Origin of the sequence: Saccharopolyspora elongata (assembly GCF_004348985.1) — a bacterium.
GTDB lineage: Bacteria > Actinomycetota > Actinomycetes > Mycobacteriales > Pseudonocardiaceae > Saccharopolyspora > Saccharopolyspora elongata.
Window position 1 is genome coordinate 78,328 of the sequence record NZ_SMKW01000026.1, and the last position, 16,623, is coordinate 94,950.

General features: G+C 70.4%; 18 protein-coding genes. 11 read left to right on the top strand and 7 right to left on the bottom strand.

All coding sequences use genetic code 11. The annotated features are described in order from the left end of the window. Position 1: 1 nt before the first annotated feature. From E1288_RS20355 to E1288_RS20365, 3 genes are read left to right on the top strand one after another with little or no spacing between them, the layout of a single operon-like run. Positions 2-1,237: a YeeE/YedE family protein gene (locus E1288_RS20355; protein WP_132487412.1), complete on the top strand. Its 1,236-nt coding sequence runs from the start codon at positions 2-4 to the stop codon at positions 1,235-1,237. Positions 1,238-1,282: 45 nt separating this feature from the next. Then, positions 1,283-1,474 (top strand): hypothetical protein, encoded by a 192-nt coding sequence (locus E1288_RS20360; protein WP_132487414.1) that lies wholly within the window; start codon positions 1,283-1,285, stop codon positions 1,472-1,474. A 34-nt stretch (positions 1,475-1,508) separates the two neighbouring features. Next, a complete protein-coding gene (locus tag E1288_RS20365) occupies positions 1,509-1,742 on the top strand; it encodes a hypothetical protein (RefSeq protein WP_132487416.1) in 234 nt (77 codons plus the stop codon). 125 nt (positions 1,743-1,867) lie between these two features. On the opposite strand, the gene E1288_RS20370 is transcribed toward E1288_RS20365, so the two are convergent. Further along, the gene (locus E1288_RS20370) at positions 1,868-2,359 is read right to left on the bottom strand and encodes a YqaA family protein (protein WP_235883686.1); all 492 of its coding nucleotides are present in this window, start codon (positions 2,357-2,359) and stop codon (positions 1,868-1,870) included. Between the two features lie 82 nt (positions 2,360-2,441). Continuing rightward, on the bottom strand, positions 2,442-3,005 hold the full coding sequence (locus tag E1288_RS20375; protein ID WP_132487418.1) for a GNAT family N-acetyltransferase: 564 nt from the start codon (positions 3,003-3,005) through the stop codon (positions 2,442-2,444). A 151-nt stretch (positions 3,006-3,156) separates the two neighbouring features. Between E1288_RS20375 and E1288_RS20380 the strand changes: the two genes are divergently transcribed. Then, positions 3,157-4,374: a winged helix-turn-helix domain-containing protein gene (locus E1288_RS20380; protein WP_132487420.1), complete on the top strand. Its 1,218-nt coding sequence runs from the start codon at positions 3,157-3,159 to the stop codon at positions 4,372-4,374. A gap of 45 nt (positions 4,375-4,419) precedes the next feature. On the opposite strand, the gene E1288_RS20385 is transcribed toward E1288_RS20380, so the two are convergent. Then, entirely contained in the window at positions 4,420-4,815 is a 396-nt protein-coding gene (locus E1288_RS20385; protein ID WP_235883687.1) for a winged helix-turn-helix transcriptional regulator, read from the bottom strand. 88 nt (positions 4,816-4,903) lie between these two features. Here E1288_RS20385 and E1288_RS20390 point away from each other — a divergent pair, with 88 nt between their 5' ends. Continuing rightward, on the top strand, positions 4,904-5,596 hold the full coding sequence (locus E1288_RS20390; protein WP_408013653.1) for an NADPH-dependent F420 reductase: 693 nt from the start codon (positions 4,904-4,906) through the stop codon (positions 5,594-5,596). Between the two features lie 96 nt (positions 5,597-5,692). Here the strand turns inward: E1288_RS20390 and E1288_RS20395 are convergent, their stop codons facing one another. Together E1288_RS20395 and E1288_RS20400 are read right to left on the bottom strand one after the other, a co-directional pair. Then, positions 5,693-6,694: a DUF4097 family beta strand repeat-containing protein gene (locus tag E1288_RS20395; protein WP_132487424.1), complete on the bottom strand. Its 1,002-nt coding sequence runs from the start codon at positions 6,692-6,694 to the stop codon at positions 5,693-5,695. Between the two features lie 15 nt (positions 6,695-6,709). After that, positions 6,710-7,273 carry a toxin-antitoxin system HicB family antitoxin gene (locus tag E1288_RS20400; RefSeq protein WP_132487426.1) on the bottom strand — a complete coding sequence of 188 codons (564 nt, stop codon included), beginning with the start codon at positions 7,271-7,273 and terminating at the stop codon, positions 6,710-6,712. A 163-nt stretch (positions 7,274-7,436) separates the two neighbouring features. Between E1288_RS20400 and thyX the strand changes: the two genes are divergently transcribed. From thyX to E1288_RS20430, 6 genes are all read left to right on the top strand, one after another. Then, complete coding sequence (gene thyX, locus E1288_RS20405) at positions 7,437-8,189, top strand: FAD-dependent thymidylate synthase (RefSeq protein WP_132487428.1); 753 nt, start codon at positions 7,437-7,439, stop codon at positions 8,187-8,189. 247 nt (positions 8,190-8,436) lie between these two features. After that, positions 8,437-9,882 carry a serine/threonine-protein kinase gene (locus E1288_RS20410; RefSeq protein WP_132487430.1) on the top strand — a complete coding sequence of 482 codons (1,446 nt, stop codon included), beginning with the start codon at positions 8,437-8,439 and terminating at the stop codon, positions 9,880-9,882. 44 nt (positions 9,883-9,926) lie between these two features. Then, on the top strand, positions 9,927-10,553 hold the full coding sequence (locus E1288_RS20415) for a TIGR03085 family metal-binding protein (RefSeq protein ID WP_132487432.1): 627 nt from the start codon (positions 9,927-9,929) through the stop codon (positions 10,551-10,553). A 148-nt stretch (positions 10,554-10,701) separates the two neighbouring features. Then, positions 10,702-11,634 (top strand): 4-hydroxy-tetrahydrodipicolinate synthase, encoded by a 933-nt coding sequence (dapA, locus tag E1288_RS20420; RefSeq protein ID WP_132487434.1) that lies wholly within the window; start codon positions 10,702-10,704, stop codon positions 11,632-11,634. Positions 11,635-11,641: 7 nt separating this feature from the next. Then, positions 11,642-13,366, top strand: coding sequence for a ribonuclease J (locus E1288_RS20425; protein ID WP_132487436.1), 1,725 nt, complete (start codon positions 11,642-11,644; stop codon positions 13,364-13,366). A gap of 214 nt (positions 13,367-13,580) precedes the next feature. Continuing rightward, entirely contained in the window at positions 13,581-13,820 is a 240-nt protein-coding gene (locus E1288_RS20430) for a hypothetical protein (RefSeq protein WP_235883688.1), read from the top strand. Between the two features lie 124 nt (positions 13,821-13,944). Here E1288_RS20430 and E1288_RS20435 read toward each other — a convergent pair whose 3' ends face one another. Together E1288_RS20435 and E1288_RS20440 are read right to left on the bottom strand one after the other, a co-directional pair. Then, positions 13,945-15,525, bottom strand: coding sequence for an alpha/beta hydrolase (locus tag E1288_RS20435; protein ID WP_165968189.1), 1,581 nt, complete (start codon positions 15,523-15,525; stop codon positions 13,945-13,947). Between the two features lie 235 nt (positions 15,526-15,760). Further along, positions 15,761-16,597 (bottom strand): lysophospholipid acyltransferase family protein, encoded by an 837-nt coding sequence (locus tag E1288_RS20440; RefSeq protein ID WP_235883689.1) that lies wholly within the window; start codon positions 16,595-16,597, stop codon positions 15,761-15,763. Positions 16,598-16,623: the final 26 nt, after the last annotated feature.

Consider the following 16,623-nt stretch of genomic DNA (forward strand, 5'->3'; position numbering starts at 1 on the left):
CATGTCTGTTGTGGACGTATCGCGTCCGGTCGTCCCACCGGTACAGGCGCCACCGGCGCAGCGCGGCGTGGTCGCGATCGGTGTCGCGGTAGCCGTCGTGGTCGGCTTCGCCGTCAACAACGCCGCAGGCTGGAAGCTCACGGTGCTCTACGCGATCGGCCTTGCGCTCGGGCTCGTGCTGTTCCATTCCCGCTTCGGCTTCACCTCGGCGTGGCGACAGCTGGTGACCGTCGGCCAAGGCCGGGCGATCCGGGCGCACATGCTGATGCTGGGCGTGGCGTGCCTGCTGTTCTCCGTGCTGCTGGGCAGCGGCGCGAGCCTGTCCGGAACACCGGAGGGCACCGTGGCGCCGGCCGGGCTCGGCGTGGTGCTGGGCGCGTTCCTGTTCGGCGTGGGCATGCAGGTCGGCGGCTCGTGCGCCTCCGGGACGCTGTTCGCCGTCGGCAGCGGGCAGACCGCGATCCTGTTCACCCTCGGCGGCTTCATCGCCGGCTCGGTCGCCAGCGCCTTCGCCGCCGACTGGTTCAAATTGCTGCAGAACACCGGACCCAGCGTTTCGCTCGCCGACACGCCGTTTGGTCACGCCGGAGCGCTGGTCATCTCGCTGCTGGTCATCGGTGCCATCGCCGGCGCATCGGTGCTGATCGAACGCCGCCGGACACCGCCGCCGATCGAACAGCCGCCGACCGAACGAGGCGTGCTGCGGGCGCTGCGCGGCTCCTGGCCGTTGTGGGTCGGGGCGCTGCTGTTAGCCGGGCTGAACGCGCTGACGCTGTTCGTGTCCGGGCACGCTTGGGGAATCACCTCGGCGTTCGGCTTGTGGGGCGCCAAGATCCTCGGCTGGGTCGGCATCGACATCTCCGGCACGCCGTTCTGGAGCGTGCCGGAGAACGCCGCGAAGCTCTCGGCTTCCGTGCTCACCGACCGGATTTCGGTGATGGACTTCGGAATCATGATCGGCGCGCTCATCGCCGCCGCCCTCGCCGGCGCCTTCACCCTGCACCGCAGGATCCCGTGGAAGCTGGCGGTCGGCGCCGTGCTCGGCGGCGTGGTCATGGGAATCGGCGCCCGGCTCGCCGGTGGCTGCAACATCGGCGCCTACTTCTCGGGCGTGGCCTCGTTCAGCCTGCACGGCTGGTTGTGGGGCGCGATGGCCCTCATCGGCACCTTCGCGGGCGTCGCGCTGCGCCCGCTGTTCGGGCTCACCAACCCCAAGCCGTCCGACTCCGTCTGCTGATCTGCCGCGCGGAAACCGCGTGGAACACCGAGAAATGGAGGAACCATGGCCACATCCATCCGCAGGTTCGCCGCGGCGACCGCGACCGCGCTGGCCGCCTGCCTGCTGACCGGCGGCGTCGCCACGGCCGAGCCGATCTGGGTGCTGCCCGGCGTCGACCTGGGCGCGGTGCTCGGCCCCACCGTCCAGTTGCCCACCCAGCTGCTGCAGCCCGTCTTCGACGTGCTCGGCGGTTGAGGAACGACCCGAAGACGAATTGAGGAGGAAGAACATGAAGCGGACCGCAGGACGTGCCGTTGCCGCCTCGTTGCTCGCCGGAGTCACCTTGCTTGGCGCCGGCCCGGTGGCACTCGCCGAGGCACCGCAAGGGGACGGCGTGGCAGTCGTCGACGAACCCGACACCGGCGACCTGAACAACAAGTGGACCTTCGCGCCGCTGGGCGTGCCGGTCTTCGGCCTGATCGACTCGGTCAGCGGCGTCCCCAAGCGCCTCGGCCTGATCTGAGCCGCCACGCTCGGGATGCCGTCGCCGGGTCACGGGGCCGTGAGTCCTTCGGGTCGCTGCAGCGGCCCAACGGGCTCACGGCCCCGCGCCTGCAGATCAGGAGGCTTCTCGCCGGGACCGCCCGGTCACAGCCAGCCGACGACCACACCCGGCGCGATCGCCAGCGCACCGAAGCGGATGAAGCGCCCGATGAAACCCGTGACCAGGAACGTGGTCAGCGGCACCTTCGCCCAGCCCGCGATCACCGCGATCGCGGCGAACGGCGGCAGGCTCGCGGCCGCGCTGATCAGCAGCACCGCGCCGGTCCACACCGGCCGACGACGGCAGTTCGCCCGGAACTTCTCCATCCACTCGCGCCAGCGGCTGTCCTTCCGCTCCCGCTCGGTCTTTCGCCGGAACATCCGGGGCAGCCGGATCGAGCCGCGCGCCGCGTAGTAGTGCAGCAGCTTTCCGGCGATCTGACCGGCGGCGATGACCAGCGCCAGCAGCCACCACGGGATCTCCGGGCCCTTGAGCACCAGCCCGATCGCGAACAGCTCGACGCTGATCAACGGGAGCAGCGCGGAGGCCACCGACACTCCGAAGGCGGTGGACAGCAAACCGATCACGGTCAGCACGATCGCTCCCAGCGAGCTCGGACCCCAGCAGGCGGTGTGGCCGGCAACCCCGCGCGTGCCCGAGCGAGCACGGCACCGGCGTTCACCGTTCTTCGAACTGCAATTCCATCGGACCCGACAACCGCAATTCCCGCAGCGGACGGCCGCCGGCGTCCAACGTGCGTACCGTACCGTCCGGAGCCCAGCCCGCACTGCGGAAGAAGGCCATCGACGCCGTGTTCGCCTCCGGTACCCACGTGATGCCCCGCGTGGCCCCGCCCGCGGCGAGCCGCTCCACCATCGCGCCGAGCAGCCGCCTGCCGTGGCCGCGCCGTCCCCAGCGCGGCTCCACCAGCAGTGCGCTGACCAGCGCGACCGTGGCCGCATCCTCCGGCAGGGTGCCGTTGGCCGCCGCCACTTCCGCCTCCGGGGCTGGGCCTGCCGCGCAGAAGCCCACGATCCACGGGCCTTCCGTCGCGACCAGCACCGCGGCCGGACCGTCGGTCAGGGCGTGCCGCCACTCCTGCTCGGTCGCCGCGCTGTCCAACTCGTCCAGCACCGCCGCGGGCAGCAGCTCGGTGAAGGCGGTGCGCCACGTCGTCAGCTGGATGCGAGCGATCTCCTCGGCATCGGACGGCACAGCTTCCCGCACATCGGCATCGGCCATGGCGACAACCTAACGTGCCCGACCGGCTACCGGACCGGCCGCCCTGCAACCGGTACCGGGACTTCCGGTTCCGGGTGAGTCCGGCCCGGGGGCGCGGCAGAACGGGCCGCTGGTGATCGGATTGTCGGGGGTTGCTGGCACGATCTGGCGGGTGCAGACCATGAGCCGCGACACCGCACGCCGACTCGCTTTGGCCGCCCAGGGATTCGCCGATCCGCAGCCGCGCGGCGAGGTGACGCGCCGGCACCTGCAGCGCGCCCTGGCCCGCACCAAGCTCCTGCAGCTCGACTCCGTCAACGTGGCCGTCCGGGCCCACTACATGCCGCTGTTCAGCCGGCTCGGCGGCTACGCGGCCGAGCTCCTCGATGCGGCGGCCTGGTCGCACCGGTCGAGGCAACCACGCCTGCTCGTCGAGTACTGGGCGCACGAAGCGTCGCTGATCCCGATCGAGGACTGGCCGCTGCTGCGGTGGCGAATGCGGGAGTACGGCGGGGCTTGGCGACGGCGCAGCCGCGAGCTGCTGGAACGCTCGCCCCAGCTGATCGACGACGTGCTGACCGCGGTGAAGGAACTCGGGCCGATCGGCGCGGGTGGCCTGGAACGCGAGCTCGGCGGCGGTGAACGCCAGGGGAGGGGGCCCTGGTGGAACCGCACCGACACGAAACGGGCCTGCGAACTGCTGTTCGCGATGGGCGAGCTGACCACCGGCACCCGACGCGGCTTCGAGCGGCTCTACGACCTTCCCGAACGCGTGCTGCCAGCGGATGTCCTCGCGCACGAACCGGAGGACGACGAGGCGATCCGCGCGCTGGTGGAGCGGTCCGCGCACGCGCTCGGCGTCGCCACCGAACCGGATCTGCGGGATTACTACCGGCTTTCGCCGGCACAGTCCCAGCAGGCCGTGGCCGAGCTGGTGGAGGACGGCGTGCTGGAGCCGGTCGTGGTGCAGGGCTGGCGGCAGCCCGCATACCGCTACACCGCGGCCCGCATCCCGAGGAAGGTCGCCGGCCGTGCGCTGCTCTGCCCGTTCGACCCGCTGATCTGGGAACGTTCCCGCGCCGAACGGCTTTTCGAGTTCCGATACCGCATCGAGATCTACGTGCCCGAGCCCAAGCGGCAGTTCGGCTACTACGTTTTCCCCTTCCTCCTCAACGGTGAGCTGGTGGCCCGCGTCGACCTGAAGGCCGACCGCGCCGCCGGTGTGCTGCGGGTACCGGGCGCGTTCCTCGAAACCGGCCACGATTCGGGCGAGGTCGTGCCGGAGCTGGCCGCCGCGTTGCGCGACATGGCGTCCTGGCTCGGCCTCGAAGACGTCGTGGTCGGCGCCAGGGGAGACCTGGCCAAGCCGCTCCGCGCAGCCAGCCGCTGATCGCGGAAGCCCGCCGAGAGCGGTGACCGTGCGGACGGCCTGTGTTCAGCTCGCGCAGGTGCCGTCCGCGCGGTCGTGTTCTTCTTGCGCCGCCATGACTTCGTCGCCGTGGCGGAATCCCCATTCGCCGAGCATCCCGATCGGGCCCAGCAGGCTCTCGCCCAGCTCGGTCAGTCGATACTCGACCCGGGGCGGAGCCTCCCGGTAGGTGCACCGGTCGACCAGGCCGTTGTACTGGAGCCGGCGCAGCGTCTCGGAAAGCACCTTGGTGCGGATGCCACCGATCTGCCGCCGCAGATCGATCGGACGCAACGGCCCCTTGCGGAGCGCCCAGACGACCACCGGATTCCACGTGTTGGACAGCAGGTCGAACGCCAACCGCGCCCTGCAGTCGGCGAGGAACTCGCTGTGCGCGGGCAACACCTCGGGCATCTCGGTCATGGGACTCTCCTCACCTGCTTGGAACCCCATCCTGCTCGGCCGTGAGACACCGATTGGTAGCCATCGGGCCGCTTAGCGTCGGACCGGCATCCCACCGGAGAACTCGGACGAAAGTGAGAAGAGGCCTGTGCGAATCGGGATTCTGGGCGCTGGCAGCATGGCCGACGCACTCGGTACACAGTGGACGCGAGGCGGTCATCACGTGATGGTGAGCGGTCGCGACCCGGCCAAGGCAAGAGCACTGGCGGAGCGGCTCGGGCCGTCGGCGCGGAGCGGAACCTTCGCGGAAGCCGCCGAGTTCGGCGATGTCGTCCTCGTCGCCGTGCTGCACTCGGCGGTCGCCGACGTGCTCACCGCCGCCGGAGCCGAGGTCGGCACCTTGCGGGGCAAGGTGTTGATCGACTGCACGAACGCCGTCGTCCCCGGGCGCTTCACCCTCGACCTCCCCGCCGGAACCTCGATGGCCGAACGGATCGCCGGCCAGGCGGTCGGGGCGCGCGTCGTCAAGGCCTTCAACACCTGCCACGAATCCGTCTGGCGGGCGACGCCACCGGTTTTCGACGGCCGACCGCTGGTCGTTCCGCTGTGCGGGGACGACGCCGAGGCGATCGCCACCGTTCGGTCGCTCGTGACCGACATCGGCTGCGTACCGGCCGACGGAGGCCCGCTGGAACGAGCGTTGCTGCTGGAAGCCACCACCGCGTTCATGATCGGCCTGTGGTTCCGTGGCATCGATGCGCAGGCGATGCTGCCTCCGCAGAAGTACGGCACCGGCGGCTGACCACCCGCGGCGACGATCCCGGCCGCGTCGATGGATCGGTCGTCGCGCGCCCGATCCATCGACGCCGTTCGGCGCTCACACCAGGCCTTCCACGCTTCACGTGGCTGTCGTCAACACGGCATCCCCCGTTCCTGTGCGGCCGAAGATCTGCAGCTTCGGTTCCTTCTCTGGAGGTACCTCGGAGACCACCAGGTCGCTGCTCGCCGTGCCGGTGGACGAGGTGAGGTCCACCTCTGCGGAGGTTCCGCGGTGGACGGACACCTGCAACTCGCCGGAGCCCGTGATCAGCTCGACCTGCCCGGCGGTCGCGTCCGCGACCGTCAGGTCGCCGCTGCCGGAACGCACCAGCACGTCACCGGACACGGTGCCGAGCCACACGTTCCCGCTACCGGTGGCCACCGACGACGCCGTCTCGATCACGGCGATCTCGACGTCGCCGCTGCCGCTGCGCGCATGCACGCCGCCGGCCATCGTGCCCAGCCGGAGCTGGCCGGAACCGGACCGGATCGTGGCCCGATCCGACGCCCGCTCGATCGACACCGTGCCGGAACCGGCCTGAACGTTGATCCGCCCGGCCGTGCCGGTCACGCTGATCTCGCCGGAGCTGGAGTGCACCCCGACCTCCGAGTCCAGCGGGGCGCGAACCTTGACCGCCAGCGGGACGTTGCGCAGCGGGGCGTTGGCCGGGGTCCGGACGGCGAGCCGGTTGCCGGTGAGGTCGATCCGCGTCCGCCGCACGGCCTCGGAGATCGGCTCCTGCGCCCCGCGCCCGCGGTCGGCCTCGCCACCGGTGCGGATGCCGGCCTCGCTGAACTGCTCGGTGACCCAGCTCAGCAACCCGGTCAGGCCACTGCGCCAGTCCGGCCCGCTGGCAGCTGCATCGTGCCGGACCTCGACGTGGGTCGTCGCGGTTTCGGCCAACTCGATCACGACCGGCCCCAGGCTGTTGCCGATGTCGATGCGAATCGGCCCGGCGGTGTCGAAGTCCTGGCTGCGCACCAGCTCGGCCAACCGCTCCTCGGCGCTCGACCGCTCCTCCGCGTCCGATCGGTCGGAGGGCTCGGCCGGGCCGCCGCCCGTTGTCTCGTCGTTCGTCATCGCGATCCCCTCCTCTCAGCCTTCGACCCAGCCGCGCACCCGCGAGCCGGGCTCGCCGCGCCACCGCCCGCGCGGGCCGCCGCCGGGCGGTCCCCATGGTCGGCCGCGGCCGTGCCGCGGGTGGTCCCACGGGCCGCGCGGCCGCCCGGTGTGCAGCGCACCCTGAACCGCCTGCGCGACCCAGGTGTTCAACGACACGCCCTGGCTCGACGCGGCCTGTTCGGCCTGCGACTTGATCTCCTCCATCAGGCGGAGCGTGATGCGGCTGATGTCACCGCTGTCGCGGCTCGGCGGGGGTGGCGGTGGCTCGGCCTCGTCCTCCACCGTGGGTGGTGCGGTGTCGCCGCTGACCACCACTCGGACGTCGCGGCCGTCGAGGCGGATGTCGACGACCTGGCCGTCCAGCAGCGTCGTCACCTCCGCTGCCAGGTCGGACAGTGCGTTCATGATCGCCAGCCGTGCGGCCGGCTCGATCGCGCCGGACAGCACCGCCGCGGTCTGCCGGGTCTGGTCGTCCCCGGCGGAGGCGGCGGAGCTCAGGTCCTCGCGAAGCTGCTCGATGTAAGGGCTCAGATCCATGACACCACTATGACTTCATCGATGGCGTCATGCAATGACCTGATGGTGTCATCTGGCGTCATGGGATCTTGTCGGGACCGCCGGTTACGCTCGATGCACACATGGGGAGTCGCAAACGGCAGTCGTCGACCGCCGTCCAGAGCAGGAAAGGGGCCCGCCCGTCGTGACCGAGATCGTGCGGCCGAAAGTGCAGCTGATCGGCAAGACCGAGTTCTTCCCGCCGGAGGACGTGCCCTGGTCGACCGACGCCGACGGCGGGCAGGCGCTCGCGGAGTTCGCCGGTCGCGCGTGCTACCAGTCGTGGCGCAAGCCGAACCCGGCCACCGCCACCAACGCCGGCTACCTGAAGCACATCCTCGAGGTCGGCCACCTGTCCGTGCTGGAGCACGGCTCCGTGTCCTTCTACCTGTCGGGGATGTCGCGCTCGCTGACCCACGAGCTGATCCGGCACCGGCACTTCTCCTACTCGCAGCTGTCGCAGCGGTACGTGCCGGAGCGCGACGCCGCGATGGTCGAGCCCGACGTCATCGCCGAGGACCCGGAGCTGCACGAGAAGTTCGTGCAGGCCACCGAGGCGAGCGTCGCTGCCTACACCGAGCTGCTCGCCGCGCTCGAGGAGAAGTTCGCCGACGAGCCGAAGGCGACGCTGCGCCGCAAGCAGGCGCGGCAGGCGGCCCGCGCGGTGCTGCCCAACGCGACCGAGACGCGGATCGTGGTGACCGGCAACTACCGGGCGTGGCGGCACTTCGTGGCGATGCGCGCCTCCGAGCAGGCCGACGTCGAGATCCGCGCCCTGGCCATCGAGTGCCTGCGGCAGCTGCAGAAGGCCGTGCCGAACGTGTTCAGCGACTTCGAGATCACCACGCTGAAGGACGGCACCGAGATCGCGTCCAGCCCGTTCGTCACCGAGGGCTGAACCGGGTTCGCCCAGGTTTTCGCGAATCGGACGGCCGGCTCCCGCCTCGGGAGCCGGCCGTCCGCGCATCCCGGGCAGCCGGCAGCGGTCCCGCCCCTGCGGGCTCCTCATCGCGGGGCCTCGCAGGGAACCGATCGGTCCGCCGCACAGTCAAAGGACCGATCCGGCTCATCTGATTGGATGAACGGCGAGGCGGGACGTTTGCGCTGCGTGGTCGCGCGCGAGGACTTCGGTGGAGGACGGCGCAGTGGTTGAGCAGGTCGGGCCAGGGCAGCAGGCCCGGGTGATCGGCGGTCGGTACCAGGTCGTCCAAGAGCTCGGACGCGGCGGCATGGGGATCGTCTGGCGTGCCTGGGACCAGGTCATCGGCCGCGAGGTCGCGATCAAGGAACTGCACCTGCCCGACGGCGTGCCCCCGGCCGAGCGGCAGGTCTTCGAGGAGCGGGTGCTCCGCGAGGCGCGCACCGCGGGACGGCTGAACGACCCGGCGGTGGTCACGGTGCACGACGTGCTGGCCGAGTCCGGCGTCACGTACATCGTGATGGAGCTCGTGCAGGCGGTCACCCTCAGCGACTACGTCGCGCAGTGGGGTCCGCTGCGCCCCGAGCAGGCCGTGGACCTGACCCGCCAGGTGCTCTCCGCGCTGGAGACCGCGCACGCGGCCGGGATCGTGCACCGCGACGTGAAGCCGAGCAACATCATGGTCGCCGACGGCCGGGTCAAGCTGGCCGACTTCGGGATCGCCCAGACCCTGGACGACCCGCGGCTGACCAGCAGCGGCGCGATCGTCGGCTCTCCATCGTTCATGGCGCCGGAGCGGATCAAGGGCGCGGACGCCTCGCCGGCCAGCGACCTGTGGTCCCTGGGCGCGACGCTGTTCTTCGCGGTCGAGGGCTGGATTCCGTTCGAGCGGCAGACGACGGCCGCCACGCTGCACGCGGTGCTCAACGATCCGCCCCGCCTGTCCGGCCCGCACGGCATGATCGGCTCGGTGATCACCGGGTTGCTGATCGCCGATCCGCGGGCACGGTTCACCGGCCCGCAGATCCGGGCACTGCTGGACAGCGCTCCCGCCAACGGCGGCAACCCGGACCAGACCCTGCCGGTCGGCAGTCCCACCCGGGTCGCCCCGGGGGCGTCGAAGCCGAAGCGTTCCAAGGGCCCGTGGCTGATCGCTGCGGCCGTCGCCGCCGTCGTGCTGTTCGTCGCCGGGCTCCTGGTCGGGCGGTTCGCGCTGGTCGGCGGAGGTTCGCCGGCCGCGATGGATTCGACCCTGGTGTTCGGCGAGGGCGGCGACGTCGCCGGTTTCGACCCGGACGCCAAGGACTGCGGCACCGGGAAGATCACCGCGGGCAAGCCCATCAACAACACGACGTCCTGCTCCGACCCGCACGACTTCGAGTTCTACGCGTCGGGCTCCGCGTTCAGCTCCAGCGGCTACGACACGGCCTACCCCGGCAAGGACGCGCTGGTCGCATACGGCGAGGGCTACTGCTCGATGTACTTCGCCTCGGACAAGGTCGTCGCGCCGGGCAAGCAGACCACGTTGCGCTACGTCACGCTCGTCCCCTCGGAACAGAGCTGGAACGCATACCGCCAGTCCGAAGGCGACCGGAAGGCCGGCTCGCAGAGCATCTACTGCGCCCTCTACAGCGCGTCCGGCGACAAGCTGCAGACTTCCGCGACGAAGTGATCTCCTGCGCCACCCCGCGGCTCGGCGGTGGCTAGAGTGGGCGCATGGGTGTGGCCAGCGATGAGCGCCAGCAGTTGTGCGACCTGTTCGAGCGGCTCGGCCCGGACGCGCCGACGCTGTGCGCCGGGTGGAGTACCAAGGACCTCGCGGTGCATCTCGTGGTGCGCGAACGGCGACCGGACGCGGTGGCGGGCAAGTTCGTGAAGGCGCTCGTCGATCGCAGCGAGCGCATCCAGAACGAGCTGCGCGCGCTGTCCTGGCCGGAGTTGATCGACCAGATCCGGCAGGGGCCGCCGAAGTGGAACCCGCTCGGCTTCTCCGGCGTGGACGAGGCGGTCAACGCCGCCGAGTTCTTCGTGCACCACGAGGACGTCCGGCGGGCCCAGCCGGATTGGCAGCCGCGCCCCTCCGACCCGGAGCGCGAGGAAGCGCTGTGGAAGTCGCTGACCCGCGTCGCGAAGATGTTCTACGGGCGCAGCCCGGTGGGCGTGGTGCTGCGGCGCCCGGACGGCACCGAGATCGCGGCCAAGCGCGGTCCGCGCACGGTGCGCCTCGTCGGCGAGCCCAGCGAGCTGATCCTGCACGCCTTCAGCCGTCGTGCAGCGAAGGTCACGTCCGAAGGCAACGAGGCCGATGTGCTCGCGGTCGAGGATCTGCGCCGGTCTTTTTGACGCGTGGGACGGAAACTCGCTCGCGCGACGGCGGCCGGACCGGAAGAAACACGGCGTTCCCAGGCCTGCGGACGCGGGGTTTCCCGAATGTGCTCTGAGGTCGATCCGGCCGCTCTGAACAGGGAACTCACCAGGTAGCGTCAGGGCCATGACCGTCTGCCCCACTGCCAGTCCGGGCCGCCCGTTCGGCCGCGTCCTGACCGCCATGGTCACGCCGTTCGACGAAGACGGAAAGCTCGACCTTACGCTGGCGCAGGAGCTCGCCACGTATCTGGTCGACAGCGTCGGCAACGACGGCTTGGTCGTCAACGGCACCACCGGCGAGAGCCCCACGACCAGCGATCACGAGAAGCAGCAGCTGCTGCGCGCCGTGGTCGAGGCGGTGGGCGACCGCGCGACCGTGGTGGCCGGCGTCGGCACCAACAACACCGAGCACTCGGTCGAGCTCGCGCGCGCCGCGGAGCACGCCGGTGCGCACGGCCTGCTGGTCGTGACGCCGTACTACTCGCGTCCGCCGCAGGAGGGGCTGTTCCAGCACTTCTGGACGGTCGCCGACGCCACCGAGCTGCCGGTGATGCTCTACGACATCCCGCCGCGCTCCATCGTGCCGATCCAGGTCGACACGCTGAAGCGGCTGGCCGAGCACCCGCGGATCCAGGCGGTCAAGGACTCCAAGCACGACCTGCTGGCCGGTAGCGAGGTGCTGGCCAGCACCGACCTCGCCTACTACTCGGGCGAGGACCCGCTGAACCTGCCCTGGCTGTCGGTCGGCGCGGTCGGCTTCGTCAGCGTGATCGGCCACGTGGTGGGGGACCGGCTGCGCAAGATGCTGGACGCCTACGAGGCTGGCGACGTCGCCGGTGCCCGGGAGGTCCACAATGGACTGCTGCCGGTGTACCGGTCGATGAACTTCGTCGGTGGGGTGATCTTCTCGAAGACGGCGCTCCGGTTGTGCGGCTACGAGACCGGTCAGCCGCGGCTGCCGCTGCCCGCGGCGACCGAGGAGCAGGTGCGATTGATCACCAGCGACCTGTGGGATGCTGGCCTGGTACTGGTCAATCCGGACGCCGCACAGAGGTGAACCAGCGTTGAGCGCAAAGGCGACAGCCACCGAGTACCACCCGGTGACGCCGACATCGTCGGCCCCACCACCCCCGCTGGCCGACGGTGGGCTGCGCGTCGTAGCGCTCGGCGGCATCGGCGAGGTCGGCCGGAACATGACCGTGTTCGAGCACGCGGAACGGCTGCTGATCGTTGACTGCGGTGTGCTGTTCCCCGAGGACGACGCGCCGGGCGTGGACCTGATCCTGCCGGACTTCGCCGCGATCGAGAACCGGCTGGACGACATCGACGCGCTGGTGCTCACGCACGGGCACGAGGACCACATCGGGGCGGTGCCGTTCCTGCTGCGGCTGCGGCCGGACCTGCCGGTGGTGGGGTCGAAGTTCACCCTCGCCCTGCTGGCGGCCAAGTGCCGCGAGCACCGGCTGGACCCGGTGCTGGTGGAGGTTGCCGAGGGGCAGCGCAGCAAGCACGGCGCCTTCGAGCTGGAGTTCTTCGCGGTCAACCACTCGATCCCGGACGCGCTCGCGGTCGCCATTCGGACCCCGGCCGGGGTCGTGCTGCACACCGGTGACATCAAGCTCGACCAGCTGCCGCTGGACAACCGGCTGACCGACCTCGCCGGCTTCTCCCGGCTCGGCGACGAGGGCGTGGACCTGTTCCTGGTGGACTCCACCAACGCCGAGGTGCCCGGGTTCGTCACGCCCGAACGCGAGATCGGGCCGGTGCTGGACCGGGTGATCGGCAAGGCCACCCAGCGCGTGATCGTGGCGTGCTTCGCCAGCCACGTGCACCGCGTGCAGCAGGTGCTGGACGTGGCCGAGACGCACGGCCGCAAGGTGTGCTTCGTCGGCCGTTCGATGGTGCGCAACATGGGCATCGCGAACGATCTGGGCATGCTGCGCGTGCCGGACGGGCTGCTGGTGGACCTCGACGAGGCGCTGGCGATGCCCGAGCACCTGGTGGCGTTCGTCTCGACCGGATCGCAGGGCGAGCCGCTTTCGGCGCTGTCCCGGATGGCGCGCGGCGAGCACAAGCAGATCCACATCCGCGCCGGCGACACCGTCGTGCTGGCGAGCTCGCTGATTCCCGGCAACGAGACCGCGGTGTTCGGCGTGGTCAACGGCCTGGTCCGGCTGGGCGCCGACGTGGTGCACCAGGGCCACGCGAAGGTGCACGTGTCGGGGCACGCCTCGGCCGGCGAGTTGCTGTACCTCTACAACGCGGTGCGGCCGAGCAACGTCATGCCGGTGCACGGCGAGTGGCGGCACCTGCGGGCGAACGCCGAGCTGGCGCGGCTGACCGGGGTGCCGGCGGATCGCGTGGTGATCGCCGAGGACGGCGTCGTGGTCGACCTGGTGGACGGCATCGCCGCGATCGCCGGCCGGGTCGAGGTGGGGCACGTCTACGTCGACGGCCTGTCCGTCGGTGACGTGGGCGAGTCCACGCTCTCCGACCGGCTGGTGCTGGGCGAGGGCGGGTTCATCGCGATCACGGTCGCGGTGGAGGCGTCGACCGGCCGGGCGGTGTCGTCCCCGACGATCTCCGGTCGCGGCTTCTCCGACGATCCGAAGGCGCTGGACGACGTGGTGCCGCTGGTCGAGATGGAGCTGGCCCGCACCGAGGCGGAAGGCATCGCCGACACCCACCGGATCGCCCAGGCGGTGCGCCGGGTGGTCGGGCGGTGGGTGGCCGAGACCTACCGCCGGCGGCCGATGATCGTGCCGAACGTGCTCCCCGTCGGATCCTGAACCGATCATCTGGTCGTGTGACTTATTGGTCCGGTTTGCCGACTATTCTTGATCGCTGTCGGTGGCCGGGGTCTCCAGTGGGTGATCTGCGGAACCCGTTGGGAGCACACGGCGGGCCTGCCTGGAGATCGACTGCGAGGGTGGGTCTCGCCGGTTCGGGGCGCATTCGGACTCCTGGACCGGAGGAATCACCAACGGGAGATTGGGGTCTGAAGTGCGTACTTCCGCTCGACTCTTCGGCGCTGCCACTGCCGCGGCCGCAATGCTGGCGATCGGTTCCCCCGCGTTCGCCGACAGCTACGACAACGACGGGATCAACCTGCTGAACGACAACAACGTCAGCGTGTTGCCGATTCAGCTGTGCGGCAACAACGTCGGTGTCCTGGCAATCGTGGCGCCGATCGGGTCGCCGCAGATCAACAAGTGCGTCAACGCGCCGATCTTGGACCACTGACGCACGACCTCGTCACCTAGGACAAAGTGCCGGTCTCCCTCGCGGAGGCCGGCACTTCGCTTGTTGCCGGGCGCGGACGCCGAAGGGTCGGTCTCCGTGTGGAGGCCGGCCCTTCGGCGGGTTATCAGTGCCAGCTGGCTTGCAGGGCTTCTTGCAGGACCGCGGGTTGTTGCGGGCGGACCTTCAGCGCGCCCACGCCCTCCGGGGTCGGTTGCGGAAGCGGCTCGCACGTGGTGTCCGGACCGTCACCCGGCTTGCGGGCCGGCAGCTTCCCGGTGGCCAGGTAGTCGGCGATCTGGTCGTCCAGGCAGGCGTTTCCGCCGAGCGAGCCCGAGTGCGTGGTGCCGCCGGGCAGGCTGATCAGGCTGGCGTTCGGGAAGCGCTTGCGGGCTTCCAGCGCGCCGGGGAACGGGGTCGCGGCGTCCAGTTCCTCGCTGATCAGCAGCGCGTCGGTCACCTTGCTGCCGTCGACCTCGACCGGCTTGCCCGGCTTCGCCGGCCACGAGCGGCACGGCGCGTTGTACCAGGCGTTGGCCCACGTCTCGAACGGCGCCTTCGCGTGCACCTCCCAGTTGTCCTTGCGCCACTGCTGCCAGCTCTGCGGCCACTTCACGTCGGTGCACTGCACCGCCAGGTAGACCGCGAAGCCGTTGTCGTCGCCGGGCGGGTTGGCGCCGTCGTAGATCTTCTTCAGCGACTCCCAGTCGCCGCCCCGCACCCAGCCCGAGAACGCCTTGGCGCGGCGGTCCCAGGTCGCCTGCGAGTAGCCCGCGTTCAGGAACAGGTCGGTCCACTCGTCGGAGCCGATCACGTCACCGGCCGGCTGCTGGTCGAGTTTGGCGAGCTGCTCGTAGTAGAGCTTCTCCACGTCGGCGCCGGTGGTGCCCAGGCGGTAGGTGGCGTCGTTCTTCGCGATCCAGTCGAAGAAGATCTTGATGTTGCGGTCGAAGGCCACGTCCTGGTTCAGGTTCGCGTCGTACCAGACGTCGTCGACGTTCACGACGCCGTCCATCACGACCCGGCGCATCCGCTCGGGGTGCAGGGTGCCGTAGACCTGGCCGAGGTAGGTGCCGTACGAGAAGCCGTAGTAGTTGATCTGCTCGACGCCCAGCGCCTTCCGGATGCTGTCCATGTCCTCGACGACATCCGTGGTCTTGATGTGCTCGATCAGCTTGCCGTTGTTCCCGCACGCCCGCGCGTAGCCCTCGGACCGGTTGAGCCAGGCCTTCTCCAGCTCCGGGGCGGTCGGCACGTAGTGCGGGCGGTTGTAGGAGAAGTAGTTCGGGTCGCAGGAGAGCGCGGGCCGGCTGGAACCCACCCCGCGCGGGTCGAACCCGATCCAGTCGTAGGCGGCGCCGGCGCCCTTCGGCACGTACGCGCCGAGCATCGACAGGGTCAGCCCGGATCCGCCCGGGCCGCCCGGGTTGACCAGCATGACGCCCTGGTACTGGTCGTCGGGCACGGTGTGCTTGATCCGCGAGATCGCGAGCGAGACCTGCTCGCCCGCCGGATCGGCGTAGTCCATCGGGGCGGTGACCATCCCGCACTCCGCCCCGGCCTTCTGCAGGTTCGGGTCCTCGCACTGGCCCCATTGGACCGGTGCGGGTTGGAAGACCGGTCCGGGCGCGGCCGTTGCCGAGCCGATGGCAGGCGACAAACCGACCAGCAGACCGGCTGCCATGGCAGCGGTGACGACTTTTCTCATGTTTGCCCCGTCTGTCCAGTTTGGTGCGCCCGAATGGCGACCAGTGTGGACAGTTAACGGGATCAGTCGAGGTCGGACCCCATGGTTGGCGAAAATTGGCCTACCCGTGTGCTCCCGCCGCCGGCCCGCTGAGCGCGGCCGTGACGTGGTGGCCAAGAGGTCTCAGGACTGGATTGCGATCGGGACTTCGCACCACATCGCGCACCTGGCTGCTAGGGGAGATCGCGCGGCGTGATCACGGGCGCCAGGGGCTGGGTTTGTCGGTGGCCGGGCGCGTCGGGTCGAAGTGGTGGGGCGCTCCGAGTTCTCCCTCTCGCAGCGGCACCATGCCGGTTGCGAGGGACCGCATGATGCGGTCGCGGGCCCTGGTCGCGTCGCCGACCCGGTCCGCGGACAGGTCGCTGAGGTCCACCGGGGCTCCGAAGTGGACCTTCAGCTTCGGTCGGCGGCGGACGGCCCGCAGCCACGACGCGAACAGGATCCAGAGGTCGCCGGTCTTCTCGACGCGGACCATGCCGTAGCACATCGCCTCGTGGGCGCCCCACTGGCTGACCGGCACCACCGTGGCGCCGGAGGCCAGCGCCATCCGGGCCGCGCCCGTCTTCCCGCGCTCCGGCCACATGTCCGGTTCGAGGGTGATGCGGCCCTCCGGGTACATCAGCACCGGGTGGTGATCGCTGGTCAGCGCCGTGACCACCCGGCCCAGCGCCTCGCCCGCGGTGCTCTTGCCGCGGTCGGCGCGGACGTGCCGGCAGGTGCGGAGCACCGTGCCCAGCACTGGCGTGTCGAAGAGCCCGCCGGTGGCGAGGAAGCGCGGCGCGAGGCGGCGGGTGCGGCAGGCCGCGATCAGCACCAGCGCGTCGAGGTTGCCGATGTGGTTGGCGGCCAGCAGCAGCGGCTTGCCGCGCACCGAATCCGGCACGTCGCCGGTGACCTCCAGACGCCCGGTCAGCCCGATGATCGCGCGGTCGACCCGCATCAGCGCGCGCCACAGCAGCGGCGCGTCGCGGAACAGCTTCTCGCGGTCGGTTCGGCGTGTCGGCTCGTTCGGACTGGAAGGTAGGGCGACCATGATGGTCGAGGATCTCACGCGCGCTG